The following is a 26819-nucleotide window of genomic DNA, read 5'->3' as shown; positions in this document are numbered from 1 at the left end:
TTCAGACACAAACTTCTGCGACCAGCTTGGCCAGCGCTTGCGCGTGCGTGCGCACCTGGTTTTCGTCGTCGCCTTCGACCATTACCCGCACCAACGGCTCGGTACCGGACTTGCGCAACAGCACCCGCCCCCGCCCTGCCATGTCCTCGGTCGCCTTGGCGCTGGCTTCCTTGACTGCCGGGTGCTCCAACGGGTCGACCTTGCTGGCACCGAAGCGCACGTTGATCAGCACCTGAGGGCATTTGCGCAGGGCCTGGCGGGCCTGCGCCAGGGTTTCACCGCGGCGCTTGAGGGCCAACAGTACCTGCAGCGCAGCAATGATCGCATCGCCGGTGGTGGTGTGGTTGCAGCACACGACATGCCCGGAGTTTTCGCCACCTACCAGCCAATCGCGCTCAAGCAGCTCGGCCATGACGTAGCGGTCGCCGACCTTGGCCCGCACGAATGGGATATCCAGGTCCTTGAGCGCAAGCTCCAGGCCCAGGTTGCTCATCAGTGTGCCGACCACCCCGCCTTGCAGCTTGCCACGCTCATGCAAGTCACGAGCGATGATGAACAGCAGTTCGTCACCATCGACGATCGCACCGGTATGATCGACCATCAGCACCCGGTCGCCATCGCCATCGAAAGCAATGCCCAGGTCGGCATGGCCCACCAGGACGGCAGCCTGCAGCGACTCGATATGAGTCGAGCCGCAACCCTCGTTGATGTTGAGACCGTCGGGCTGTGCGTGCAGCACGGTCACATCGGCGCCCAGTTCGCGGAACACGCTCGGCGCGACCTTGTAGGTGGCACCATGGGCGCAATCGACCACCAGCTTGAGGCCTTCGAAGCTGGTGCTGGTCGGCACGCTACTCTTGCAAAATTCGATGTAGCGGCCTGCGGCATCGTTGATGCGCGAGACCTTGCCCAGCTTGCTCGAATCGACAACGGTCATCGGCTGGTCGAGCAGCTCCTCGATCATCAGCTCCACTTCGTCCGGCAGCTTGGTGCCCTGGCCCGAGAAGAACTTGATGCCATTGTCATCGTGCGGGTTGTGCGAAGCACTGATGACGATCCCTGCCTCGGCATGGAAGGTACGGGTCAGGTAGGCGATGGCAGGGGTCGGCATAGGCCCGAGCAGCATCACGTCGGCACCTGCGGCAGACAGGCCGGCCTCGAGCGCGGACTCGAACATGTAACCGGAAATACGCGTGTCCTTGCCCACCAGCACGCGGCAGTTACCCTGCTTGCGGAAGGCCATACCCGCCGCCCAACCCAGCTTCAGCATGAAGTCAGGGGTGATCGGGTAGACGCCGACGCGGCCACGAATGCCGTCGGTACCAAAATATTTTCTGCTCATAGTGACTCCAATACTTTTATTCGGCGTTCTGTACCGCAGCGATCATGCGCACCACATCGGCGGTCTCGGCCACATCGTGGACGCGCAAAATACTGGCGCCCTTGGTCATCGCCAATGCTGCCAGCGCCAGGCTGCCGTACAGCCGCTCACCGACCGGGCGCTCCAGCGTCAGCCCGATCATGCTCTTGCGTGACACACCCACCAACAGGGGGCGCCCAAGGCGGTAGAGCGATTCCATGTGCTTGAACAGGCTGAGGTTGTGAGCCAAGGTCTTGGCGAAGCCGAACCCCGGGTCAAGAATGACCCGCTCGGCGCCGATGCCCGCCGCTGCGCAAGCGGCCATCCGCTGTTCAAGATAGCGCGTTACGTCGGCGGTCACATCCTCGTAATGCGGGTCGTCCTGCATGTTCCCCGGCTCGCCACGCATGTGCATCAGGCACACCGGAAGGCCGGTATCCGCCGCGGCATCCAGGGCGCCATCGCGCTCCAAGGCACGCACATCATTGATCAAGCCGGCACCCAGCCGGGCGGACTCACGCATGACGGCAGGGGTGGAGGTATCGACCGAGATCACGACATCGAGGCGGCTGTTGATGGCCTCGACCATCGGCGCCACACGCTCGAGCTCTTCGGTCACGGAAACTGCACGCGCACCGGGGCGAGTCGATTCGCCACCGATGTCGATCAGCGTCGCACCGGCTGCAACCATCGCTTCGGCATGGCGCAACGCTTCGTCACGCTGGCTGAAGCGACCGCCATCAGAGAAGGAGTCAGGGGTGATATTGAGGATACCCATGACATGGGTACGGGACAAATCAAGAACCCGGTTGCCGCAGGGCAACCGGGTCGGGTACAGCTGTGAGCTCATAGATGCCCTTAGTGTTGAGCCGCTGGACCGCCGATCGGCGATTCCGGGCGATCATCCTGGGCAGCTGGGGTGCCCGAATGCTTGTCATCATCCCAATCACGCGGTTCGCGTGGCGTACGGCCAGCCATGATGTCATCGATCTGATCGGCATCAATGGTCTCGTACTTCATCAGTGCTTCGGTCATCGCTTCGAGCTTGTCGCGGTTTTCGATCAGCAATTGCTTGGCCGTGGCGTAGCACTGGTCGATGATGCTGCGCACCTCGGAGTCGATCAGCTTGGCCGTCTCGCCGGACACGCTGGCGTGCTGGCTGCCGGCACTGCGACCCAGGAACACTTCGCCCTCTTCTTCCGCGTACATCAGCGGGCCGAGCTTCTCGGACAGGCCCCACTTGGTGACCATGTTCCGGGCAATCTGGCTGGCGCGCATGATGTCGTTGGACGCGCCGGTCGTGACACCGTCGAAGCCCAGGGTCATTTCTTCGGCGATACGGCCACCGTACAGCGAGCAGATCTGGCTGATCAGCGCGCGCTTGGACAGGCTGTAACGGTCTTCCTCAGGCAGGAACATGGTCACACCCAGGGCGCGGCCGCGCGGGATGATCGAAACCTTGTAGACCGGGTCGTGCTCAGGCACCAGACGGCCGACGATGGCATGACCAGCCTCGTGATAGGCGGTGTTCCGCTTTTCTTTCTCGGACATGACCATGGTCTTGCGCTCGGCGCCCATCATGATCTTGTCTTTGGCCAGCTCGAACTCTTTCATTTCGACCAGGCGCTTGTTGGAACGCGCAGCGAACAGCGAAGCCTCGTTGACCAGGTTGGCCAGGTCGGCACCGGAGAAGCCAGGGGTACCCCGGGCAATGACCGCCGGGTTGACGTTTTCGCCGACCGGCACCTTGCGCATGTGCACCTTGAGGATCTGCTCACGGCCACGGATATCCGGCAGGCCGACCACCACCTGGCGGTCGAAGCGGCCCGGGCGCAGCAGCGCAGGGTCGAGTACATCCGGACGGTTGGTGGCAGCAATGACGATGATGCCATCGTTCATTTCGAAGCCGTCCATCTCTACCAGCAACTGGTTGAGGGTTTGTTCACGCTCGTCGTGACCGCCACCCATGCCGGCGCCACGGTGGCGACCGACGGCATCGATCTCGTCGATGAAGATGATGCACGGGGCGTGCTTCTTGGCCTGCTCGAACATGTCGCGCACGCGGCTTGCGCCCACGCCGACGAACATTTCGACGAAGTCGGAACCGGAAATGGTGAAGAACGGCACCTTGGCCTCGCCGGCGATGGCCTTGGCGAGCAGGGTTTTACCCGTACCGGGCGGGCCGACCATCAGCACGCCACGCGGGATGCGGCCGCCCAGGCGCTGGAACTTGCCTGGGTCGCGCAGGAACTCGACCAGTTCGCCGACCTCTTCCTTGGCTTCGTCGCAACCTGCAACGTCGGCCAGGGTAGTCTTGACCTGGTCTTCGGACAGCAGGCGCGCCTTGCTCTTGCCGAAACTCATCGGCCCGCCCTTGCCGCCTGCGCCACCTTGCATCTGGCGCATGAAGAACATGAACACGGCAATGATCACCAGGATCGGGAAGCTGGCGACCAGCAACTGCGTCCAGATGCTCTGCTGCTCGGGCTGCTTGCCTTCGACGACCACGTGGTTGTCGACCAGGTCACCGATCAGGCCGTTGTCGGTAATGGCCGGGCGAACGGTCTTGAAATTGTCGCCGTCGGCGCGCTTGCCGGTAATGATGTAGCCGTCGACGGTCACACGCTCGACCTTGCCATCCTTGACCTGCTGGATGAAGTCGGAGTAGTTGAGGGTCTGCGGCTCGTTAGGGCTTGAGAAGTTGTTCATCACTGTCACCAGGACAGCTGCGATGATCAACCACAGGATCAGATTCTTTGCCATGTCGTTCAATTCGCTACCCTCTGAGGCCGGCGCACGACGCAGCCGTGCCTCGCATGATATTCATCGCCCTAACTTACTACATTACCTACGCATCCGCAGGCACCGTCTGTAACCCTTTGTGAAACCTAGACTACACGAAGTTCGGACGATCCTGACGGGGCGGCTGATTGGAAATAACTATCGGCCACCCCGTAGCACGCCTGTCACACGCCCTTGAAGCCCTTGCCCAGCAGGTACTGCTCACGCGAGCGATCGCGTGAAGAGGAAGGCTTGCGCATCTGTACCTTGTCGAACTTGGTACGCACGTCCTTCAGGTACATGTCGAAGCCTTCGCCCTGGAAAATCTTGATGAGGAAGTCACCACCAGGCTTGAGCACACGAGTTGCCAGGTCCAGGGCCAACTCGCAGAGGAACATCGCGCGCGGCATGTCCACTTCAGGCGTACCACTCATATTGGGGGCCATGTCGGAAATCACAAGGTCTACATGCGAATCGCCCACTGCGTCGAGGATCTGCTGCAGCACTTCGTCCTGGGTGAAGTCGCCCTGGATGAAGGTAACGTCCGGGATCGAGTCCATCTCAAGGATATCGGAGGCGATCAGGCGGCCTTGGCCACCAATCAGACGACTGGTCACCTGCGACCACCCGCCTGGGGCGGCGCCCAGGTCGATCACGCTCATGCCAGGGCGGATCAGGCGGTCTTTCTCCTGGATCTCAAGCAGCTTGTAGCTCGCACGCGAGCGGTAGCCATCCTTCTGCGCCTGCTTCACAAAAGGGTCGTTAAAATGCTCTCGCAGCCAGTTAGCGCTGCTTTTGGAACGTTGTACCACGGGGCACCTCGATGATATGCGTCGTGATTGACTGGGCGGAGCCAGGGGCCCTCGGGTAAAATGCCTGTCAATTTTACAGAATCAGACGGAAAGGGTCAGATTATGCCGCTCAATAACGAGCAGAAGAAGCAATACAAGTCCATTGGTCATGACCTGAAGCCGGTCCTGATCGTTGCTGGCAACGGTGTTAACGAAGGCGTTGCCGCCGAACTGGAACGCGCACTCGCCGATCATGAACTGATCAAGGTCGAGATTCGCTCCGAAGATCGTGAAGAACGTGCTGCCGCCATTGCCGAATTGTGCAAGGTTGGCCGCGCCGAGCTGGTGCAGACCATCGGCAAGAAAGCGCTGATCTACCGCAAGAACCCACAGCCGAACAAACAGCTGTCCAACATCCACCGCTACAAATAACGGTGGTGCCGATCAGTGGCGCGCCTTGCGCGCCCTGACCGGAACCGGTTGGGCCACCAGCACGATGCCGGAAAAGCCCAGCACCAGGAAACAGAACATCTGCCAGCGCTCGCCAACCGAAATGCCGTAGCGCAGCGTGTAGTACCCCACGCAGGCCGCAAAACCCAGCAGCAGCATCTGGCCGCGAAATTGCCGCCACCAGGCCGCCAGGCCGTCCACCCTCGCCAGCACCGCCAGCTGGGTCAGCAACCCAAGCAGCGCCACACCAATCAACCAGCGATCGATCTGGCCAGCGACATCCTGCACCAGCAAGGGCGCCAAGCCAGTGACTTTGAGCGCCGGCACCAAGCCCACATGGAACACCCACAGGCCCCCGACCCAGAAAACCTGGGCCAGTTGCCAGAGGATCCCCTCAAGGGATGGCGCCCGCAGGCGCCGGTCAGATGTGCTGGACTTCGACAATCTCGTACTCGACCGTGCCGCTTGGCGTCTTGATGACGACAACGTCGCCTTCTTCCTTGCCGATGATGGCACGGGCAATCGGCGCACTCGCCGACAACTTGCCGAGCTTGATGTTGGCTTCATCCTCGCCGACGATCTGGTATTTCACCCGCTCGTCAGTCTCGGTGTTGGCCAGCTCCACGGTGGTGCCGAAGATCACCTTGCCGGTGTGGGGAATGGTGGTCACGTCGATTACCACCGAGTTCTGCAGACGGCCTTCGATATCGCGGATACGCGCTTCGACCATGCCTTGCTCTTCACGCGCGGCATGGTATTCAGCGTTTTCCTTGAGGTCGCCCAGCTCGCGCGCTTCACCAATTGCCTGGCTCAGGCGCGGGCGCTCGGTCTTGCTCAGGAACAGGTGTTCCTCTTCCAGGGCGCGAGCGCCCTGGACGGTCATCGGGTATTTGGTAATGCTCATGCGTTGAGTCCTGCATGCAGATCCTGCAAGCGACGAACGGTCTTTTCAGGGCCGAATTTCAGCGCTTCACAGATGGCTTCACCGGCCGCAATGGTCGTGGTGCAGTAGATCTTGTGCTGCAACGCATTGCGACGAATCGAGTAGGAATCGGCGATCGACTGGCGACCTTCGGTGGTGTTGATGATCAACGACACTTCGTCGTTCTTGATCATGTCGACCACGTGCGGGCGACCTTCGGTCACCTTGTTCACGCGGCGCACTTTCAGGCCCGCTGCCTCGATCACCTTGGCAGTACCTGCAGTGGCAACCACTTCAAAACCCAGGGCGATCAGGTCACGGGCAACGCCAGCCACTTGCGGCTTGTCGTCGTCACGCACGCTGATGAACGCGGTACCGCCGGTCGGCAGCACTTCGCTGGCACCCATCTGGGCCTTGGCGAACGCTTCACCGAAGCTGTCACCGACACCCATGACTTCACCGGTCGATTTCATCTCAGGGCCGAGGATCGGGTCAACCCCTGGGAACTTGGCGAACGGGAAGACGGCTTCCTTGACGCTGTAGAAGTTCGGAATGATTTCCTGGGTGAAGCCCAGTTCTTTCAGGGTCTTGCCGGCCATGACGCGGGCCGCGATCATCGCCAGCGAGGTGCCGATGCACTTGGAAACGAACGGTACGGTACGCGAGGCACGCGGGTTGACCTCGATCACGTAGATCTTGTCACCCTGCAGGGCCAGCTGCACGTTCATCAGGCCGACAACGCCCAGCTCCAGGGCCATTTTCGACACTTGTACGCGGACTTCGTCCTGCACTTCCTTGCTCAGCGAGTAAGGTGGCAGCGAGCACGCCGAGTCACCGGAGTGAACGCCGGCCTGCTCGATGTGCTGCATGATCGCGCCGATCACCACGTCGGTACCGTCGCAGACCGCATCCACGTCCATCTCGATGGCGCAGTTGAGGAAGTGGTCCAGCAGAACAGGGCTGTCGTTGGACACCTGTACCGCTTCACGCAGGTAGCGCTTGAGCTCGTCCAGTTCGTAGACGATTTCCATCGCACGGCCGCCCAGTACGTAGGACGGGCGCACCACCAGCGGGTAACCGATGCTGCCCGCGGCGCGGATGGCTTCTTCTTCGCTGCGCACAGTAGCGTTTGGCGGCTGCAGCAGGTTCAGGCGCTGAACCATTTGCTGGAAGCGCTCACGGTCTTCGGCACGGTCGATGGCATCCGGGCTGGTACCGATGATCGGTACGCCGGCTTCTTCCAGTGCACGGGCCAGTTTCAGCGGGGTCTGGCCGCCGTAGTGGACGATCACACCCTTCGGCTTCTCGACGCGGCAGACTTCCAGCACGTCTTCCAGGGTCAGCGGCTCGAAGTAGAGGCGGTCGGAGGTGTCGTAGTCGGTGGAGACGGTTTCCGGGTTGCAGTTGACCATGATGGTCTCGTAACCGTCTTCACGCAGCGCCAGCGCGGCGTGCACGCAGCAGTAGTCGAACTCGATGCCTTGGCCGATACGGTTCGGGCCGCCACCCAGGATCATGATCTTGTCGCGGGTGGACGGGTTGGCCTCGCACTCTTCCTCATAGGTCGAGTACAGGTAGGCGGTGTCGGTGGCGAACTCGGCGGCGCAGGTGTCGACGCGCTTGTACACCGGGAACACTTCCAGCTTGTGGCGGTGACGGCGCAGGTTCTTGTCGGTGATCCCGAGCAGCACGGCCAGGCGCTGGTCCGAGAAACCCTTGCGCTTGAGGCGCAGCATCATCGCCTTGTCGATGGCCGACAGGGCCAGGGTCTTAACCTTCTCTTCTTCCTTGATCAGATCTTCCATCTGCACCAGGAACCACATGTCGATGCCGGTCAGGGCAAAGATTTCTTCGCAGGTCATGCCCGAACGCATGGCGTCGGCCACGTACCAGATACGCTCCGCGCCCGGCACGGTCAGCTCGCGCTTGAGGATGCTGGCGGCGTCAGCGCTGGCCAGGTCGACTTTAGGGTCGAGGCCGCAGGCACCGACTTCCAGGCCGCGCAGGGCTTTCTGCAGGGACTCCTGGAAGGTACGGCCGATGGCCATGACTTCACCCACGGATTTCATCTGGGTGGTCAGGCGGGCGTCAGCTTTCGGGAATTTTTCGAAGGCGAAGCGCGGCAGCTTGGTGACAACGTAGTCGATCGACGGCTCGAAGGAAGCCGGGGTGCGGCCGCCGGTGATGTCGTTCTGCAGTTCGTCGAGGGTGTAACCGATGGCCAGCTTGGCGGCGATCTTGGCGATCGGGAAGCCGGTGGCCTTCGAAGCCAGGGCGGACGAACGCGATACGCGCGGGTTCATCTCGATCACGACCATGCGGCCGGTGTCCGGGCAGATACCGAACTGCACGTTGGAACCGCCGGTTTCGACACCGATTTCACGCAGCACCGCCAGCGAGGCGTTGCGCATGATCTGGTATTCCTTGTCGGTCAGGGTCTGTGCTGGAGCCACAGTGATCGAGTCACCGGTGTGCACGCCCATCGGGTCGAAGTTTTCGATCGAGCAGACGATGATGCAGTTGTCCTTTTTGTCGCGGACCACTTCCATCTCGTACTCTTTCCAGCCGATCAGCGATTCGTCGATCAGCAGCTCTTTGGTCGGCGACAGGTCCAGACCACGGGTGCAGATTTCTTCGAATTCTTCACGGTTGTAGGCAATACCGCCACCGGTGCCGCCCATGGTGAACGACGGGCGAATGATGCACGGGAAACCGAGCTTTTCGAGGACCGCATTGGCCTCTTCCATGCTGTGGGCGATACCCGAGCGCGGGCACTCCAGGCCGATGTCCTTCATGGCCTTGTCGAAGCGCGAACGGTCTTCAGCCTTGTCGATGGTGTCGGCGTTGGCACCGATCATCTCGACGCCGAACTTCTCCAGAACGCCGTGGCGCTCCAGGTCCAGGGCGCAGTTCAGTGCGGTCTGGCCACCCATGGTTGGCAGCACAGCGTCTGGGCGCTCTTTTTCGATGATCTTGGCTACCGATTGCCATTTGATCGGCTCGATGTAGGTAGCGTCGGCCATCGACGGGTCGGTCATGATGGTGGCCGGGTTGGAGTTCACCAGGATGACGCGGAAACCTTCCTCGCGCAGGGCTTTGCAAGCCTGGGCGCCGGAGTAGTCGAATTCGCAGGCCTGGCCGATCACGATCGGGCCAGCGCCGAGAATCAGGATGCTTTTGATGTCTGTACGTTTTGGCATGGTTGTCACTCAAATCCGCGGGTCAGTCGGCAAGCCGTCTTGAACAATCTGGGTCAGGCGCTTCCGGGCGCGGCGCGAGCCGGCCCGGGGCCTTGATGCAGGATGCTCAGCGGCGCTTGGCCATGGCATCGGTGAAACGATCGAACAGTGGCGCGACGTCGGTCGGGCCTGGGCTTGCTTCAGGGTGGCCCTGGAAGCTGAACGCGCTCTTGTCGGTGCGCTCGATGCCCTGCAGGGTGCCGTCGAACAGCGACTTGTGGATGGCGCGAACGTTAGCCGGCAGCGTGGCTTCGTCTACGGCAAAGCCGTGGTTCTGGCTGGTGATCATGACCACCCCGGTGTCCAGGTCCTGGACCGGGTGGTTGGCACCGTGGTGGCCGTGGCCCATTTTCAGGGTCTTGGCGCCGGAGGCCAGGGCCAGCAGCTGGTGGCCCAGGCAAATGCCGAACACCGGGATCTCGGTTTCGAGGATCTCTTTGATCGCCTGGATGGCGTAGTCGCATGGCTCCGGATCACCTGGGCCGTTGGACAGGAACACGCCATCGGGGTTGAGCGCGAGCACTTCGCTGGCCGGGGTCTGGGCAGGCACCACGGTCACGCGGCAGCCACGGGCGACCAGCATGCGCAGGATGTTCAGCTTGACGCCGTAGTCGAAGGCGACCACGTGGTACGGCAGCTCGGAAGCTTCCAGGGTCGGGTGGCTGTCGGTTTTCAGTTCCCACACGCTGGAGCGCCACTCGTAACGCTCTTTGGTGGAAACGACCTTGGCCAGGTCCATGCCCTTCAGGCCTGGGAAGGCACGGGCAGCAGCGATGGCGGCTTCTTCGCTTATGTTGTCACCGGCGAGGATGCAGCCGTTCTGGGCGCCCTTTTCACGCAGGATACGGGTCAGGCGGCGAGTGTCGATGCCAGCGATGGCGACGACATTGTTGGCCTTCAGGTAGTCAGGCAGCGACTGGGTGTTGCGCCAGTTGCTGGCCAGCAGCGGCAGGTCACGGATGACCAGGCCAGCGGACCAGACGCGGTTCGACTCGGCGTCTTCCGGGGTGGTCCCGGTGTTGCCGATGTGCGGGTAGGTCAGGGTAACGATTTGCTGCGCATAGGAAGGGTCTGTAAGGATTTCCTGGTAGCCGGTCATAGCGGTGTTGAATACCACCTCACCAACGGTCTGACCGTCGGCACCGATGGCTTCACCGCGAAAAATACTGCCGTCGGCAAGGGCGAGTATGGCTGGCTTTGTCAAGAAGACCTCCCGTAAATCAAGCATGAAAGGGCGATCGCAGGTTGCAAAAAAGCGGAGTGACGTATGGACACGTCACCCCGCTTTTATGTGCTGAATTCAATTCGCTGCGCGCTTTTAGTGGACACACTAAAGCTGTAGCTTACAGAAAAGTGCGTTTCAGGTCTACCGTATATGTGCCTCTAAAACACATGATTGCGACAGGGTGCCTTGCACCCCATCGCCGGCAAGCCGCCGATGAGGCCATCACAATCGCGGCAAGGCTTAGCGCAGCTCCAGCACGTCCTGCATGTCGTAAAGACCCGCCTCACGCCCATCCAGCCACAGCGCCGCACGCACCGCACCCTTGGCAAAGGTCATGCGGCTGGAGGCCTTGTGGGTGATTTCCAGGCGCTCGCCTTCAGCGGCGAACAACACGGTGTGGTCACCGACCACATCGCCGGCACGCACGGTGGCGAAGCCGATGGTCTTGCGATCACGCGCGCCGGTCTGGCCCTCACGGCCATACACCGCCACTTCCTGCAGGTCACGGCCCAGCGCATTGGCAACCACTTCACCCATGCGCAGCGCGGTGCCCGACGGCGCATCGACCTTGTGCCGATGGTGCGCCTCGATGATCTCGATGTCGACGTCATCGCCCAGCACCCGCGCGGCCATGTCCAGCAACTTGAGGCTGAGGTTGACGCCGACACTGAAGTTGGCGGCGAAGACGATTGGAATGTCTTTGCCCGCCTCGGCCAGCAATTGCTTCTCTTCGACGCTGAACCCGGTGGTACCGATGATCATCGCCTTGCCGTGCTTGCGGCAGAACGCCAGGTTCTTCAGCGTCACCGAGGGGTGAGTGAAGTCGATCAGCACATCGAATTCGTCGACCACCTTGGCCAGGTCGTCGGACAGCAATACGCCGATTCGTCCGAGGGCCGCCAACTCACCGGCATCAGCCCCGACCAGCGAACTGTCCGGGCGATCGATTGCGGCCGTCAGACCGGCACCCGGGGTTTGCTGCACGGCTTCGATGAGGGTCTTGCCCATCCGCCCCGCCGCGCCCATCACTGCAATACGTCGCATAGCTATTTCCTTGTCAGAGATCGCCGAAGAAGCGCTTCACGCCATCGAACCAGCCATTGGCCTTGGGCGAGTGGGAGCTGTCGCCTTCCAGTGAATCACGCAGCTCTTCGAGCAGCTCGCGCTGGCGACGGCTGAGGTTGACCGGGGTTTCCACCGCCACGCGGCACAGCAGGTCACCCGCACCACCGCCACGCACCGGCGCGACACCCTTGCCACGCAGGCGGAACTGCTTGCCGGTCTGAGTGCCTTCCGGAATCTTGAGCTTCACACGGCCATCGAGGGTCGGCACTTCCAGCTCGCCACCCAGGGCAGCGTCGGTGTAGCTGATCGGCACTTCGCAATACAGATGCTTGCCGTCACGCTGGAAGATCTCGTGCTCACGCACATTGATCACCACGTACAGGTCGCCAGTCGGCCCGCCATGCGTACCCGCCTCGCCCTCGCCGGACAGGCGAATGCGGTCACCGGTGTCGACACCGGCCGGCACCTTGACCGACAGGGTCTTGTACTCTTCGACACGGCCTTCGCCATGGCACGAGTTGCACGGGTCGGTGATGATCTTGCCCTGGCCATGACAACGCGGGCAGGTTTGCTGCACCGAGAAGAAGCCCTGCTGCATGCGCACCTGGCCGATACCACCGCAGGTTGGGCAGGTGGACGGGGTCGACCCCTTCTTCGCACCACTGCCGTCGCACGGCTGGCAGTTGACCAGTGTCGGTACACGGATATTGACCGTGGTACCGCGCACGGCTTCTTCGAGGTTCAGCTCCAGGGTGTAGCGCAGGTCGCTGCCGCGTGCGGCACCACCACGACCACCGCCACGGCCGCCGCCGAAGAAGTCGCTGAATACATCGCCAAAGATGTCGGAGAAGTTGGCGCCGCCGAAGCCCGCACCACCGCCACCCATGCTCGGGTCGACGCCGGCGTGGCCATATTGGTCGAACGCCGCGCGCTTGCTCGCGTCAGACAGCACTTCGTAGGCCTCGTTGGCCTCCTTGAACTTGTCTTCCGACTCTTTATCGCCCGGGTTGCGGTCCGGGTGGAACTTCATCGCCAGCCGGCGATAAGCCTTTTTCAGGTCAGCTTCACTGGCGCCGCGCTCGACACCCAGGACCTCATAATAATCACGCTTGGACATAGGTCATTTGCACCTTGTTGGGCGTCCGGCATCCGCGCCGCGCCATCAACACCTGCCTGCCAACCACGAATGGCGCAAGACAAATGCTGTAAAAATTCTCGAATTCCAGATACGCCAACGCGGGAGCAAGCCCCCGCGCGGCGACATCCTACCAGCTCACCGGCAAACGCCGGTGAGCTGGCCGACAACATGCAACGATTACTTCTTGTCGTCGCCTTTGACTTCTTCGAACTCGGCGTCAACCACGTCATCGTGCTTGGCTTCCGGCTCGGCCTGCTGAGCGCCGCCCTGAGGCTGTTCGGCCGATTGCTCGGCGTACATCTTCTGGGCAACTGGCGCGGAGACCTTGGACAGCTCTTCGACCTTGGCGTCGATGGCAGCCTTGTCGTCGCCTTTGACAGCGGCTTCCAGGGCAACCACGGCCGCCTCGATGGCCGTCTTCTCTTCGGCAGTGACCTTGTCACCGGCGTCAACGACCATCTTGCGGGTCGAGTGGACCAGCGCGTCACCCTGGTTACGGGCGGCGGCCAGCTCTTCGAACTTGCGGTCTTCCTCGGCGTTGGCCTCGGCGTCACGCACCATGCGCTCGACTTCTTCGTCCGACAGGCCGGAGTTGGCCTTGATCACGATCGACTGCGCCTTGCCAGTGGCCTTGTCTTTCGCGCCGACGTGCAGAATGCCGTTGGCGTCGATGTCGAAGGTCACTTCGATCTGCGGAACACCACGCGGTGCTGGTGGAATGTCAGCCAGGTCGAACTTGCCCAGCGACTTGTTCTGCGAAGCCTGCTTGCGCTCACCCTGCAGCACGTGAATGGTCACTGCGCCCTGGTTGTCGTCGGCAGTCGAGAACACCTGCGACTTCTTGGTCGGGATGGTGGTGTTCTTCTCGATCAGCGCGGTCATCACGCCACCCATGGTTTCGATACCCAGGGTCAGCGGGCTGACGTCCAGCAGCAGAACGTCTTTCACGTCGCCGGCCAGGACTGCGCCCTGGATGGCTGCGCCCATGGCAACAGCTTCGTCCGGGTTGACGTCCTTGCGCGCTTCTTTACCGAAGAAGTCGGCAACGGTTTTCTGTACCAGCGGCATACGGGTCTGGCCGCCGACCAGGATTACGTCGTCGATCTTGCTGGCGTCGATGCCGGCGTCTTTCAGGGCGATGCGGCAAGGCTCGATGGTGCGCTGCACCAAGCCTTCTACCAGCGACTCCAGCTTGGCGCGGGAGATCTTCACGTTCAGGTGCTTGGGACCGGTGGCATCTGCAGTGATGTACGGCAGGTTGACGTCGGTCGACTGCGCGGAGGACAGCTCGATCTTGGCTTTTTCAGCAGCCTCTTTCAGGCGCTGCATGGCCAGCGGGTCGCCCTTCAGGTTCATGCCGGATTCTTTCTTGAACTCTTCGACCAGGTAGTCGATCAGCAGCATGTCGAAGTCTTCACCACCCAGGAAGGTGTCGCCGTTGGTGGCCAGTACTTCGAACTGGTGCTCACCGTCGACTTCGGCGATTTCGATGACCGATACGTCGAAGGTACCACCACCCAGGTCATAAACGATGACGGTGTGGTCGCCCTTGGCCTTGTCCATGCCGTAGGCCAGCGCAGCAGCGGTCGGCTCGTTGATGATACGTTTTACGTCCAGGCCCGCGATGCGGCCGGCGTCTTTGGTGGCCTGACGCTGGCTGTCGTTGAAGTAGGCCGGAACGGTGATGACCGCTTCGGTGACTGGCTCGCCGAGGTAGTCTTCGGCGGTCTTCTTCATCTTTTTCAGGACTTCGGCGCTGATTTGCGGCGGTGCCATCTTCTGGCCGTTGACTTCAACCCAGGCGTCACCGTTGTCGGCCTTGGCGATCTTGTACGGAACCAGTTGAATGTCTTTCTGCACGACTTGCTCTTCGAAGCGGCGGCCGATGAGGCGCTTCACTGCGAACAGGGTGTTGTGCGGGTTGGTGACGGCCTGGCGCTTGGCCGACTGGCCAACCAGGATTTCGCCATCGTTGGCATACGCCACGATCGAAGGGGTAGTACGCGCACCTTCGGCGTTTTCGATGACTTTGACGTTACCGTTTTCCAGGATGGAGACGCAGGAGTTGGTGGTCCCCAGGTCGATACCGATGATTTTACCCATGTTAACTCTCCCGAAACTTGAATTTGGTGGCAGCGACTACTTTGGCCAACTGCGGTAATACTTGAAGGCTTGACACCTAGATGGGGGTGCCCAGGCGGATTTCAAGCCTTCTCATCGATCGAAGGTTGAGCGGCGCTTGGCGCCTTGCTGACCACCACCATGGCGGGGCGCAGCAGGCGGCCATTGAGCAGGTAGCCCTTCTGGAACACGTTCAGCACGCTGTTGGGCTCAACCTCGGCGTTCTCCTGCATGGCCATCGCCTGATGGTGCTCGGCATTGAACGGCTGGCCGTGCGGGTCGATGGCTTCGAGGTTGTAACGCTTGAGGGTGTCCTGGAACATCTTCAGGGTCAGCTCGACGCCTTCACGCGTGTTCTTGACCTGTTCGTCATCAGGGTTGAGGTGCGACAGGGCCATCTCCAGGCTGTCGATTACCGGCAGCAGGTCGCCAGAAAACTTCTCGAGGGCGAACTTGCGGGCCTTCTCGACCTCCTGCTCAGCGCGACGAATGCTGTTCTGGGCTTCTGCAGCAACACGCAGCGATTGATCCTTGGCGGCGGCCAGCTGCTCCTCGAGCTCCTGAACGCGGGCGCCGTTATCCACTGCACCTGCCTCTTCGGCGTTAAGGTCTTGGTCTTTCAGCTGTTCGTCAGCCATGGGGTCTCTCCTCCGCGATTTCTGTGGTACGAGCAAAGCTCGCCGTGTCTGCCGGCTATATGGGGCCGGAAAAACCAGCTTCAAGGGGCAAGGTGGTTTTCCCACCGCATGCAGAATCTGCCAGGAGGCATTGGCAGGCTCGAAAAAACTACTGTATAAATAACCAGACATGACCTTCGGGAGCCGCCCTCATGCTGGCGCATCTGTCCATCCATAATTACGCCATCGTCGAACACCTTGACCTCGAGCTTGCCCGCGGCATGTCCGTCATTACCGGCGAAACCGGCGCAGGCAAGTCGATCATGCTCGACGCCCTCGGCCTGGCCCTGGGCGACCGCGCCGACAGCGGCGTAGTGCGGCCTGGCGCCGACAAGGCGGACATCCTCGCCACCTTCGACCTGGTAGACATCCCCGAGGCACACGCCTGGCTGGCCGAGCGCGACCTGGCCGACGACGGCCTGTGCATCCTGCGCCGCGTCATCACCGCCGAGGGTCGCAGCCGTGGCTACATCAACGGTACGCCCTGCCCGCTGGGCGACCTCAAGGCGCTGGGCGAGCTGCTGATCGATATCCACAACCAGCATGAGCACCAGTCGCTGCTCAAGACCGACACCCACCGCCGCCTGCTTGACGAGTACGCCGGCGCCATCGACCTGGCCCGCCAAGTGCAACTGGCCGCCAAGCGCTGGAACCAGACCCGCCTGGAGCTGGAGCGCCTGACCAACTCCGGCGACGAGCAGCGTGCCCGCCATCAACTGCTGAGCTACCAGCTGGAAGAGCTGGACAACCTTGGCCTGGGCGAAAACGAGCTGGAGCAGCTCGAGCAAGAGCACAAGAACCTGACCAACGCCGAAGCCTTGTTCGGCATCTGCCGCCAGGTCATCGACCAATGCAGCGAGAGCGACTCGGGCAATGTGCTCAGCGCCCTCACGTCCAGCCTCAACCGCCTCGGCGCCGCAACCAATACGCCGAAAGCGCTGGGTGAGGCTGCCAACATGATTGCCAGCGCGCAGATCCAGATCGAAGAAGCCGTGGGCGAACTCAATCGCTTCCTCGACAACTTCGATGCCGACCCCATGCGCTTGCAGGCACTGGAAGAGCGCCTCGACACCATTTATACCCTGGCGCGCAAACACCGCGTGCACCCCACCGAGCTGCCCCACCTGCAACAGCACCTGATGGATGAGGTGGAGGGCCTGAACGCCAGCGACGAGTCGCTCGAGCGCCTGGGCGAGGAACTGGCGGCCTTTGCACAGCACTACCAGGAAAAGGCCACCGAACTGAGCGCGCTGCGCCAGCAGGCCGCACAGCAGCTGGCGCTTGCCGTGGAGCACGAGATCCAACGCCTGGGCATGCCAGGTGGGCGCCTGCGCATCGAGCTCACCCCCAACGAAGGCGGAGACCTGTCGCCACACGGCCTCGAGCAAATCGAGCTGCTGGTCAGCGCCAACCCCGGCCAACCGTTGAAGGGCCTGGCCAAAGTGGCATCAGGTGGTGAGCTCTCGCGTATCAGCCTGGCGATCCAGGTCATTACCGCGCAAACCTCACGCATTCCGACGCTGGTGTTCGACGAAGTCGATGTGGGCATCGGCGGCCCCACCGCCGAAATCGTCGGCCAACTGCTGCGCCGGCTGGGTGAGCGCGGCCAGGTACTGACCGTCACCCACCTGCCGCAGGTAGCGGCACAGGGGCATCACCACCTGTTCGTGCACAAGGTGCGCAACAGCGACACTACCCACACCGCCGTGGCCAGCCTGGGCAAACGTGAGCGGGTCGAGGAAGTGGCGCGGATGCTGGGCGGTATAGACCTGACCAAGGAATCGCTGGCGCATGCGCGCAAGATGGTGGTCAGCGGCAAGGCTTGAACGGCCCACACACCCTTTCCTCCAGCAGCAGAAAGCACAAAGGCGACCCTAGGGTCGCCTTTGCTATTCATAACGATCGAAATCGTTACTTTTTCTTACGCACATAGAGGACCAGGTTATGGTCCACCAGCTCGTAGCCATGCTCGGCCACGATTTCTTTTTGGCGCCGTTCGATTTCGGCATCCATGAACTCGATAACTTCGCTGGTCTCCACGTTGACCATATGGTCGTGGTGACCGCCGTCCGCCAGCTCGAACACCGCGTGACCGCCATCGAAGTTGTGGCGTACCACCAGCCCAGCAGCCTCGAACTGGGTCAGTACGCGATAAACGGTTGCCAGACCGACGTCCTCGCCAGCCTCCATCAGCGCCTTGTAAACATCTTCGGCACTCATGTGACGTTGCTCGGTGGAGTCGAGCATCTGAAGGATCTTGACTCGAGGCAGTGTCACCTTGAGACCGGCTTTGCGCAATTCGCTATTTTCAACCATGGTCAGCTTTCTCGCCGATGCTGCTTCGCAGCTTCTACTAATACGGGTATGATCGGGGTTTACGTTGTCCAGCCAAGATAGTGGAAGTCGCCCACCGATGCAAAACAACACCAAGCTCTTGCTAACCAGCCTCACCTTTGTGGGACTGCTCGCACTCGCCGGTTGCTCGTTTCCCGGGGTTTACAAAATCGACATCCAGCAGGGCAATGTCGTTACGCAAGACATGATAGACCAATTACGCCCCGGAATGACCCGCCGGCAAGTAAGGTTTATCATGGGCAACCCCTTGCTCCAGGATACGTTCAACACCAATCGTTGGGACTACCTGTACAGCTTGCAGCCTGGTGGCGGCCAACGCCAGCAGGAGCGCATGAGCATCTTCTTCAACGACAGCGACCAACTGGTCAACCTGTCTGGTGATTTCATGCCAGGTGTAAGCCGCGACCAGGAAATCCTCGGTGGCAGCAGCGACACCACGGTCAGCCCGGCCAACTCGTCCGAGCAACCCGCCGCACAGCCCGCTGAAAAGCCGGCCAAGCCAGGCTCGGTGGAAGAGTCCATACAGCGCGAGATCGATACCATCGAGACCACGCCGGTACCTACCCCCGCACCGCTGGATACTTCGCCGCAATAATTGCAGGCGCCATGAGAAAGCCCGGACCAAGGTCCGGGCTTTTTTGTGCGCGTCGTTTGGCGGCAATCAGCTATAGAGCTGTTTCGCCCGCTGGCAGAACGCATCCACCAAGGTATTGGCAGCTTGGTTGAACAGCGGGCCCAAAGTGGCGCGCACAATTGGCCCGGCATAATCGAACGACAGGTCCAGGCTGATCTTGCAGGCCTTCTCACCCAACGGCTTGAATACCCACACACCATGCAGCTGGGTGAACGGCCCCTCTTCCAGGTTCATCTCGATCGACTGCCCCGGCACCAGCACATTGCGGGTCACGAAATGTTGGCTCATGCCCCCCTTGGCCACCTCGAGCTTGGCGCGCATGTGCGTATCACCGGCTTCGATCACGCTCGAAGCCGAGCACCAGGGCAGAAATTTAGGGTAGTTGGCCACATCATTGACCAGATCGTAGAGCGCCTGGGCAGGGTACGGCAGCAGGGCGGAGCGTTGAATATGGGTAGTCATCCAGGCGTCACTTCCAAGGCTGGGTGGCGGCGCTTCGCAGCGTGCCAAAAACAGGTTCTGTGCGTATGACAGGGCCTGTATTGTCCGGTATTCATTGCGGTGGCTCAAGCTCACCTAAATCCCGTAGCCGACCACGCGGTGACTTGCCTATAATGCCGCCCCTATGGCTAAACAAAAGAAACATCCGACCGGGACCATCGCGCAAAACAAGAAGGCGCGACACGATTACTTCATCGAACACAAGTTCGAGGCCGGGCTGGTCCTGTCCGGTTGGGAAGTAAAAAGCCTGCGGGCCGGCAAGGCGCATCTGACCGACAGCTACGTGCTGCTCAAGGATGGCGAAGCCTGGCTGTTCGGCAGCCACATCACCCCGCTGACCACCGCCAGCACCCACGTCATCGCCGACCCTATCCGCTCGCGCAAGCTGCTGCTGAACAAGCGCGAGCTGGAGCGAGTGGAAGCTGCGGTGGCGCAAAAGGGCTACACCTGTGTGGCCCTGGCGCTGTACTGGAGCAAGCACCTGATCAAGTGCGAGATCGCGCTTGGCAAGGGCAAGAAGGAATTCGACAAGCGCGACACCGTGCGCGAACGCGATTCCAACCGCGAGCTGCAGCGTGCCGTGCGGAACAAGGGCAAGGAAGACTAAGTCTTCTTAAGCCAGCACCGGCCGCTTCGCGGGCAAGTCCGCGAAGCGGCCGGTGCTGTCAAAGCACATCTCAGCGCCCGCTGCGCCGCTCTGCCCGCGCCACACGCTGCGCCTCGTGCTGCGCTTCTTCCAGCACCTCCTGCACATACAGAATGTGCCGGCTGGATACCTCGCGCGCCTCCTCCGCCCTGCCCTCGACAATCGCCTGATACAACTCACGGTGCTGGCTGATCAGCATGTCCCGCGTCTCGCTGCGCTGCTGATACATGCCGCCGATGTTGGTTACCACGTTACGCTTGAGCAGGTCGAACAGCCCGCGAATGGTGTGCAGCAGCACGGCATTGTGGCTGGCCTCGGCAATTGCCAGGTGGAACCGCGCATCCGCCGCGCCCTCCTCCGCACGCGTGACCTCGTCAGCCCGCGCATAGCAATCCTGCAACGTATCGAACGCTGCCTTCAGGCGCGCACGATCAGGCTCGGTAGCACGTTGCGCCGCGTAATACGCGCATGAGGCCTCGAGCGTATGGCGAAACTCCAGCAGATCGCGCTGCGCTTCGGCGCTGTGCTCGAGCAGCTGCAGTAGCGGATCGCTGAAGGTCGAGCCCAGCGACTCGGCCACATAATTACCGCCACCCTGGCGGCTTACCAGCAACCCCTTGGCGACCAGCTTCTGGATCGCCTCGCGCAGTGACGGGCGCGACACACCGAACTGTTCGGCCAGGGCGCGCTCGGCTGGCAGCCGCTGGCCAGAGGTCAGCGTGCCTTCGAGAATCATCCCTTCCAACCGATCGACGATGTCGTCGGACAGGCGCCGTTGGCGGACCTGATCAAAAACCATCACTCACTCTCCACATACCCCCGGCAATTTTCAGGGGGCCTCTATTCTCGCCGATCCACGCCACGCCGACACCCATCAGCCGACGATTTTCCCACGCCATCAGTCGCCCGCTCATCGGCACACGACCAAAGTTTTGCTCGGGACAAATTGACACACCCACAACCGCGCTTTTAACCTAGCGTCCAGACATTGTAAATTGGTCTTACCAATTATCCAATGCCAGTGCTGACCAACAACAATTAGGGGTTACCCCATATGCAAACCTGGCAACAACTCTATTCCCCGCTTGGTAGTCTTGGCCTGTCCGCACTGGCGGCGGTCATCCCCATCGTGTTCTTCTTCCTCGCCCTCGCCGTGTTCCGCCTCAAAGGCCACGTCGCTGGCAGCATCACCCTTGGCTTGTCGATCCTGGTGGCGATCTTCGCCTTCCAGATGCCTGTCGACATGGCCCTCGCTGCAGCGGGTTACGGCTTCCTCTACGGCCTCTGGCCGATTGCCTGGATCATCGTTGCCGCGGTGTTCCTGTACAAACTCACGGTCAAGAGCGGCCAGTTCGAAGTGATCCGCAGCTCGGTACTGTCGATCACCGACGACCAGCGCCTGCAAGTGCTGCTGATCGGCTTCTGCTTCGGCGCCTTCCTCGAAGGCGCGGCTGGCTTCGGCGCACCGGTGGCCATCACCGCCGCGCTGCTGGTGGGGCTGGGCTTCAACCCGCTGTACGCCGCCGGCCTGTGCCTGATCGCCAACACCGCACCCGTGGCCTTTGGCGCGTTGGGCATCCCGATCATCGTTGCCGGCCAGGTCACCGGCATCGACGCCTTCCACATCGGCGCCATGACCGGGCGCCAACTGCCGCTGCTGTCGCTGTTCGTGCCGTTCTGGCTGGTGTTCATGATGGACGGCCTGCGCGGCGTGAAAGAAACCTGGCCTGCCGCCCTGGTCGCCGGCCTGAGCTTCGCCGTGACTCAGTACTTCACCTCCAACTTCATCGGCCCGGAACTGCCGGACATCACCTCGGCCCTGGCCAGCCTGATCTGCCTGACCCTGTTCCTCAAAGTGTGGCAGCCCAAGCGCTCGTTCGCCGAAGCCAAGGGCAGCGTCGGCGCCGCCAGGGTGCAGCCGAGCGGCAGCCAGCCGACCCCGTACAGCTTCGGGGAAATTTTCAAAGCCTGGTCGCCATTCCTGATCCTCACCGTGCTAGTCACCCTCTGGACCCTGAAGCCGTTCAAGGCAGCGTTCGCCCCGGGCGGCGCGATGTACAACTTCGTGTTCAACTTCGCCATCCCGCACCTCGACCAGCTGGTGGTCAAGACCGCGCCGATCGTCACCGCGCCAACCGCAATGCCGGCCGTGTTCAAACTGGACCCGATCTCCGCCACCGGCACTGCGATCTTCCTGTCTGCACTGATTTCCATGGCCGTGCTCAAGATCAACTTCAAAACTGGTCTGACCACTTTCAAGGAGACCATCTGGGAGCTGCGCTGGCCAATCCTGTCGATCGGTATGGTGCTGGCTTTCGCCTTCGTCACCAACTACTCGGGCATGTCGTCGACCATGGCCCTGGTGCTTGCCGGCACGGGTGCCGCGTTCCCGTTCTTCTCGCCGTTCCTCGGCTGGCTGGGCGTGTTCCTGACCGGCTCGGACACCTCGTCCAACGCCCTGTTCAGCTCGCTGCAGGCCACCACCGCGCACCAGATCGGGGTCAACGACACCCTGCTGGTGGCCGCCAACACCAGCGGCGGCGTGACCGGCAAGATGATCTCGCCACAGTCGATCGCCGTGGCCTGCGCCGCCACCGGCCTGGTCGGCAAGGAATCCGACCTGTTCCGCTTCACCGTCAAGCACAGCCTGTTCTTTGCCACCATCGTCGGCCTGATCACCCTGGTCCAGGCCTATTGGCTGACCGGCATGCTGGTTCATCACTAAAGTGAAAGGGGCCGGGCGCCCGCGCGCCCGGCATCTCCTTCAACCCACGCTGCGAGAATCCATGATCATTTCCGCCTCCACCGACTATCGCGCCGCGGCACAACGCAAGCTGCCCCCCTTCCTCTTCCACTACGCCGACGGCGGTGCGTACGCCGAGCACACCCTGCGCCACAACGTTTCGGACCTGGCCAACATCGCCCTGCGCCAGCGGGTGCTGAAGAACATGTCCGAGCTCAGCCTCAAAACGAAGCTGTTCGACGAAACCCTGAGCATGCCTGTGGCGTTGGCCCCGGTCGGCCTTACCGGCATGTACGCCCGCCGCGGCGAAGTGCAGGCGGCCCGTGCGGCGGCTGCGCATGGCATCCCGTTCACGATGTCCACCGTGTCGGTGTGCCCGATCGAAGAAGTCGCCCCGGCCATCGACCGACCGATGTGGTTCCAGCTGTATGTACTGAAAGACCGCGGTTTCATGCGCAACGCCCTGGAGCGCGCCAAGGCCGCCGGCGTGAAGACCCTGGTATTCACCGTCGACATGCCGGTACCCGGCGCCCGCTACCGCGATGCCCACTCCGGCATGAGCGGCGCCAACGGCCCGATGCGCCGCGTGCTGCAGGCCATGACCCGCCCCGAGTGGGCTTGGGACGTGGGCGTGATGGGCCGCCCGCACGACCTGGGCAACATCTCCAAGTACCGCGGCAACCCCACGGGCCTGGCCGACTACATTGGCTGGCTGGGCAACAACTTCGACCCGTCGATTTCGTGGAAGGACCTGGAGTGGATCCGCGAATTCTGGGACGGCCCGATGATCATCAAGGGCATCCTCGACGCCGACGACGCCCGTGATGCGGTCAAGTTCGGCGCCGACGGCATCGTCGTGTCCAACCACGGTGGCCGCCAGCTCGACGGCGTGCTGTCCAGCGCCCGCGCCTTGCCGGCAATTGCCGACGCGGTGAAAGGCGACTTGAAGATCCTCGCCGACTCCGGCATCCGCAGCGGCCTCGACGTGGTGCGCATGATCGCCCTGGGCGCCGACACCGTGCTGATCGGCCGCGCCTTCCTCTGGGCGCTGGCCGTGCATGGCCAGGCCGGGGTGAAGAACCTGCTCGAGCTGTTCGAAAAGGAAATGCGCGTGGCCATGGTGCTGACCGGTGCCAAGTCGATCAGCGAGATCAGCCGCGATTCGCTGGTCCGCGAACTGGGCGCCTGAGCGCCCGCAACAACACCGCCTGAATGACCGGGGCATACGGCGCACCAGACGCCGTGGCCCCGCGAGGAGATTGCATGAGCCTGCCCGCCGCGTTTCTGCGTGATGCCGAGCGCCTGATACCCGCCGAACGCCGCTTCGACGACCCGACGTCCACCCTGGCCTTCGGCACCGACGCCAGCTTCTACCGGCTGATCCCCAAGCTGGTGGTGCGCGTGGAGTCCGAGGACGAAGTGGTCGGGCTGCTGCACCTGGCCCAGCGCGACCGCGTGCCGGTGACCTTCCGCGCCGCCGGCACCAGCTTGTCTGGCCAGGCCATCAGTGATTCGGTGCTGATCGTGCTCGGCGACAACTGGGGCGGCAAGGAAATCCGCGGCCAGGGCGAGCAGATCCGCCTGCAACCCGGCGTCATCGGCGCCCAGGCCAACGCCTGGCTGGCCCCGTTCGGGCGCAAGATCGGCCCCGACCCCGCCTCGATCAACGCTTGCAAGATCGGCGGTATCGTCGCCAACAACGCCAGCGGCATGTGCTGCGGCACTGCGCAGAACACCTACCACACCCTGGCAGGCCTGCGCCTGGTGCTGGCCGACGGCACCCGCCTGGACAGCGAGGACCCGGCCAGCATCGCCGCCTTCGAAACCAGCCACGCCGCGCTGCTCGAATCCCTCGCCCGGCTCGGCCGCGAAACCCGCGCCAACACCGAACTGGCCGAGCGCATCCGGCATAAATACCGGCTGAAGAACACCACGGGCCTGTCACTCAACGCCCTGGTGGACTACGACCAGCCGCTGGATATCCTGCAGCATTTGCTGGTCGGCTCCGAAGGCACGCTGGGTTTCATCAGCGCTGTCACATACGACACCGTGCCCGATCACCCACACAAGGCCAGTGCGCTGCTGGTGTTCCCTAGCGTGGAAAGTTGCTGCCGCGCGGTCACCGTGCTCAAGCGCCAGCCGGTGTCCGCCGTGGAGCTGCTCGACCGCCGCAGCCTGCGCTCGGTGCAGAACATGCCGGGCATGCCGCTGTGGGTCAAAGGCCTGTCGGACAACGCCTGCGCCCTGCTGATCGAATCCCGCGCCGCCAGCCAGACGTTGCTGCACGAGCAACTGCAGCAGGTGATGGCCGCCATCGCCGACTACCCGCTGGAACAGAAAGTCGACTTCAGCGAAGACCCGGCGGTGTACAACCAGCTGTGGAAAATCCGCAAGGACACCTTCCCCGCCGTCGGCGCCGTGCGCCAGACCGGCACCACGGTAATCATCGAAGACGTGACCTTCCCCGTCGAGCAACTGGCCGAAGGCGTCAACCGCCTGATCCAGCTGTTCGACAAGCACCACTACGACGAAGCGATCATTTTCGGCCACGCGCTGGAAGGCAACCTGCACTTCGTCTTCACCCAGGGCTTCAACAGTGCCGAGGAAGTCGCGCGCTACCAAGCCTTCATGGACGACGTGGCGCAACTGGTGGCGGTGGAGTTCGGCGGATCGCTCAAGGCCGAGCACGGCACCGGGCGCAACATGGCGCCCTTCGTCGAGCTGGAGTGGGGCCACGATGCCTACCAGCTGATGTGGAAGCTCAAGCGCCTGCTCGACCCCAACGGCATCCTCAACCCCGACGTGGTATTGAGCACCGACCCGGACATCCACCTGAAGCATCTCAAGCCGCTGCCCGCCGCCGATGAAATCGTCGACAAATGCATCGAGTGCGGTTTCTGCGAACCGGTGTGCCCCTCCAAAGGCCTGACCCTCAGCCCCCGCCAGCGCATTGTCATGTGGCGCGACATCCAGGCGAAGAAACGCGCCGGCATCGACACCCGCGAACTGTTGCAGACTTACCAGTACCAAGGCCTCGACACCTGCGCCGCCACCGGCCTGTGCGCCCAGCGCTGCCCGGTGGGTATCAACACCGGCGAGCTGGTGAAAAAGCTGCGCAGCCAGGCTGCCGAGCACGAAAAAACCGCCGACTGGCTGGCCGAACACTTCCACACCGCCCTGGGCGGCGCCCGCCTGACCCTGGCCGCCGCCAACACCGCCCGCAAGCTGCTCGGCGCCCCACGCCTGAGCCGCCTGAGCACCACGTTGAGCAAAGCCAGCAAAGGCCGCCTGCCGCAATGGACCGCGGCCATGCCGCAACCCCTGCGCAGCATCGCTTTTGGCCCGGCCAGCCACGATGCCCGCCCCCGCGTGGTGTACCTGGCTGCCTGCGTATCGCGCGTCATGGGGCCGGCCTTTGCCGACCATGAGCAAAGCTCACTGCTCGACAAGACCCGCGCCCTGCTGGAAAAAGCCGGTTACCAGGTGGTGTTCCCCGACAACGCCGACAGCCTCTGCTGTGGCCAACCCTTCGCCTCCAAAGGCTACCCCGAGCAGGCCGAACACAAGCGCCAGGAACTGATCAACGCCCTGCTGCATGCCAGCCGCGGCGGGCTCGACCCAATCTATTGCGACACCAGCCCCTGCACCCTGCGCCTGGTACAAGACCTGGGCGACACCCGGCTCGACCTGTACGACCCGGTGCGCTTCATCCGCACCCACCTGCTGGACAAGCTGGAGTTCACCCCACAGGAAGCGCCCGTGGCCGTGCACGTGACCTGCAGCACCCAGCACCTGGGCGAAAGCCAGGCGCTGATCGACCTGGCGCGGCGCTGCAGCAAGCAGGTGGTGATACCGGAAGGTATCCACTGTTGCGGGTTTGCCGGTGACAAGGGCTTCACCACGCCGGAACTCAATGCGCATTCGCTGCGCAGCCTGAAGGACGCCGTGCAGTATTGCAGTGAAGGCATTTCCACCAGCCGCACCTGTGAAATCGGGTTATCGACCCACAGCGGTATCGACTATCACGGCCTGGTTTACCTGGTAGACCGCGTCACCCGCCCGCGCACCCTCTAACCTGGGGCCGCTCTGCGGCCCATTCGGGGCACAGCCCTCCCCCGCAACATCCCGCCACACACCATCATGTCGCCAAGCCAGCACCCCGATTGAACCC

22 protein-coding genes are annotated in these 26819 nt (G+C 62.4%); 7 read left to right on the top strand and 15 right to left on the bottom strand.

Going from position 1 to position 26819, the window contains the following annotated elements; translation table 11 throughout:
* Position 1: 1 nt before the first annotated feature.
* From glmM to rlmE, 4 genes are all read right to left on the bottom strand, one after another.
* Entirely contained in the window at positions 2–1342 is a 1341-nt protein-coding gene (gene glmM / locus ACIPIJ_RS26310) for a phosphoglucosamine mutase (RefSeq protein ID WP_401082496.1), read from the bottom strand.
* A 16-nt stretch (positions 1343–1358) separates the two neighbouring features.
* Positions 1359–2210, bottom strand: a complete 852-nt coding sequence (gene folP, locus ACIPIJ_RS26305) for a dihydropteroate synthase (protein WP_401082494.1) — start codon at positions 2208–2210, stop codon at positions 1359–1361.
* Between the two features lie 8 nt (positions 2211–2218).
* A complete protein-coding gene (ftsH, locus tag ACIPIJ_RS26300) occupies positions 2219–4123 on the bottom strand; it encodes an ATP-dependent zinc metalloprotease FtsH (RefSeq protein WP_401082492.1) in 1905 nt (634 codons plus the stop codon).
* A gap of 203 nt (positions 4124–4326) precedes the next feature.
* Positions 4327–4953, bottom strand: coding sequence for a 23S rRNA (uridine(2552)-2'-O)-methyltransferase RlmE (rlmE, locus tag ACIPIJ_RS26295; protein WP_258703328.1), 627 nt, complete (start codon positions 4951–4953; stop codon positions 4327–4329).
* A gap of 102 nt (positions 4954–5055) precedes the next feature.
* Between rlmE and ACIPIJ_RS26290 the strand changes: the two genes are divergently transcribed.
* Positions 5056–5364 carry a YhbY family RNA-binding protein gene (locus ACIPIJ_RS26290; protein WP_102683191.1) on the top strand — a complete coding sequence of 103 codons (309 nt, stop codon included), beginning with the start codon at positions 5056–5058 and terminating at the stop codon, positions 5362–5364.
* Positions 5365–5376: 12 nt separating this feature from the next.
* Here the strand turns inward: ACIPIJ_RS26290 and ACIPIJ_RS26285 are convergent, their stop codons facing one another.
* The 8 genes from ACIPIJ_RS26285 to grpE form a co-directional block, all read right to left on the bottom strand.
* On the bottom strand, positions 5377–5826 hold the full coding sequence (locus ACIPIJ_RS26285) for an MFS transporter (RefSeq protein WP_401082488.1): 450 nt from the start codon (positions 5824–5826) through the stop codon (positions 5377–5379).
* Positions 5804–6286, bottom strand: a complete 483-nt coding sequence (gene greA, locus ACIPIJ_RS26280) for a transcription elongation factor GreA (protein WP_346615326.1) — start codon at positions 6284–6286, stop codon at positions 5804–5806. The genes ACIPIJ_RS26285 and greA overlap by 23 nt, the downstream gene beginning before the upstream one ends.
* On the bottom strand, positions 6283–9504 hold the full coding sequence (gene carB, locus ACIPIJ_RS26275) for a carbamoyl-phosphate synthase large subunit (protein WP_401082485.1): 3222 nt from the start codon (positions 9502–9504) through the stop codon (positions 6283–6285). Before carB ends, greA begins: the two co-directional genes overlap by 4 nt.
* A 106-nt stretch (positions 9505–9610) precedes the next feature.
* On the bottom strand, positions 9611–10747 hold the full coding sequence (gene carA / locus ACIPIJ_RS26270) for a glutamine-hydrolyzing carbamoyl-phosphate synthase small subunit (RefSeq protein WP_401082483.1): 1137 nt from the start codon (positions 10745–10747) through the stop codon (positions 9611–9613).
* Positions 10748–11008: 261 nt separating this feature from the next.
* Entirely contained in the window at positions 11009–11812 is an 804-nt protein-coding gene (gene dapB, locus ACIPIJ_RS26265) for a 4-hydroxy-tetrahydrodipicolinate reductase (protein ID WP_401082480.1), read from the bottom strand.
* 13 nt (positions 11813–11825) lie between these two features.
* Positions 11826–12950, bottom strand: a complete 1125-nt coding sequence (dnaJ, locus tag ACIPIJ_RS26260; RefSeq protein ID WP_401082477.1) for a molecular chaperone DnaJ — start codon at positions 12948–12950, stop codon at positions 11826–11828.
* Positions 12951–13148: 198 nt separating this feature from the next.
* Complete coding sequence (dnaK, locus tag ACIPIJ_RS26255; RefSeq protein WP_401082474.1) at positions 13149–15074, bottom strand: molecular chaperone DnaK; 1926 nt, start codon at positions 15072–15074, stop codon at positions 13149–13151.
* Positions 15075–15175: 101 nt separating this feature from the next.
* Positions 15176–15730: a nucleotide exchange factor GrpE gene (grpE, locus tag ACIPIJ_RS26250; protein WP_401082472.1), complete on the bottom strand. Its 555-nt coding sequence runs from the start codon at positions 15728–15730 to the stop codon at positions 15176–15178.
* 191 nt (positions 15731–15921) lie between these two features.
* Between grpE and recN the strand changes: the two genes are divergently transcribed.
* A complete protein-coding gene (gene recN / locus ACIPIJ_RS26245) occupies positions 15922–17595 on the top strand; it encodes a DNA repair protein RecN (RefSeq protein ID WP_401082470.1) in 1674 nt (557 codons plus the stop codon).
* Between the two features lie 85 nt (positions 17596–17680).
* Here the strand turns inward: recN and fur are convergent, their stop codons facing one another.
* A complete protein-coding gene (gene fur / locus ACIPIJ_RS26240) occupies positions 17681–18085 on the bottom strand; it encodes a ferric iron uptake transcriptional regulator (protein ID WP_008096237.1) in 405 nt (134 codons plus the stop codon).
* A 97-nt stretch (positions 18086–18182) separates the two neighbouring features.
* On the opposite strand from fur, the gene ACIPIJ_RS26235 reads away from it, so the two are divergent.
* On the top strand, positions 18183–18719 hold the full coding sequence (locus ACIPIJ_RS26235) for an outer membrane protein assembly factor BamE (protein ID WP_401082467.1): 537 nt from the start codon (positions 18183–18185) through the stop codon (positions 18717–18719).
* A 66-nt stretch (positions 18720–18785) separates the two neighbouring features.
* On the opposite strand, the gene ACIPIJ_RS26230 is transcribed toward ACIPIJ_RS26235, so the two are convergent.
* A complete protein-coding gene (locus tag ACIPIJ_RS26230; protein WP_401082464.1) occupies positions 18786–19220 on the bottom strand; it encodes a type II toxin-antitoxin system RatA family toxin in 435 nt (144 codons plus the stop codon).
* A 163-nt stretch (positions 19221–19383) separates the two neighbouring features.
* Between ACIPIJ_RS26230 and smpB the strand changes: the two genes are divergently transcribed.
* A complete protein-coding gene (smpB, locus tag ACIPIJ_RS26225; RefSeq protein ID WP_012312633.1) occupies positions 19384–19866 on the top strand; it encodes an SsrA-binding protein SmpB in 483 nt (160 codons plus the stop codon).
* Positions 19867–19936: 70 nt separating this feature from the next.
* Here smpB and ACIPIJ_RS26220 read toward each other — a convergent pair whose 3' ends face one another.
* The gene (locus ACIPIJ_RS26220; protein WP_401082460.1) at positions 19937–20704 is read right to left on the bottom strand and encodes an FCD domain-containing protein; all 768 of its coding nucleotides are present in this window, start codon (positions 20702–20704) and stop codon (positions 19937–19939) included.
* A gap of 255 nt (positions 20705–20959) precedes the next feature.
* Between ACIPIJ_RS26220 and ACIPIJ_RS26215 the strand changes: the two genes are divergently transcribed.
* The 3 genes from ACIPIJ_RS26215 to ACIPIJ_RS26205 all read left to right on the top strand — a co-directional run bounded on the left by ACIPIJ_RS26215 (position 20960) and on the right by ACIPIJ_RS26205 (position 26722).
* Positions 20960–22630 (top strand): lactate permease LctP family transporter, encoded by a 1671-nt coding sequence (locus ACIPIJ_RS26215; RefSeq protein ID WP_401082457.1) that lies wholly within the window; start codon positions 20960–20962, stop codon positions 22628–22630.
* Between the two features lie 61 nt (positions 22631–22691).
* The gene (lldD, locus tag ACIPIJ_RS26210; protein WP_401082455.1) at positions 22692–23837 is read left to right on the top strand and encodes an FMN-dependent L-lactate dehydrogenase LldD; all 1146 of its coding nucleotides are present in this window, start codon (positions 22692–22694) and stop codon (positions 23835–23837) included.
* A gap of 74 nt (positions 23838–23911) precedes the next feature.
* Entirely contained in the window at positions 23912–26722 is a 2811-nt protein-coding gene (locus tag ACIPIJ_RS26205; protein WP_401082452.1) for an FAD-binding and (Fe-S)-binding domain-containing protein, read from the top strand.
* Positions 26723–26819: the final 97 nt, after the last annotated feature.

The sequence above is a fragment of the Pseudomonas sp. NPDC087185 genome, from assembly GCF_044744955.1.
GTDB lineage: Bacteria > Pseudomonadota > Gammaproteobacteria > Pseudomonadales > Pseudomonadaceae > Aquipseudomonas.
Note: the sequence above shows the minus strand (reverse complement) of the source record. Positions and strands in the feature narration are given on the sequence as shown.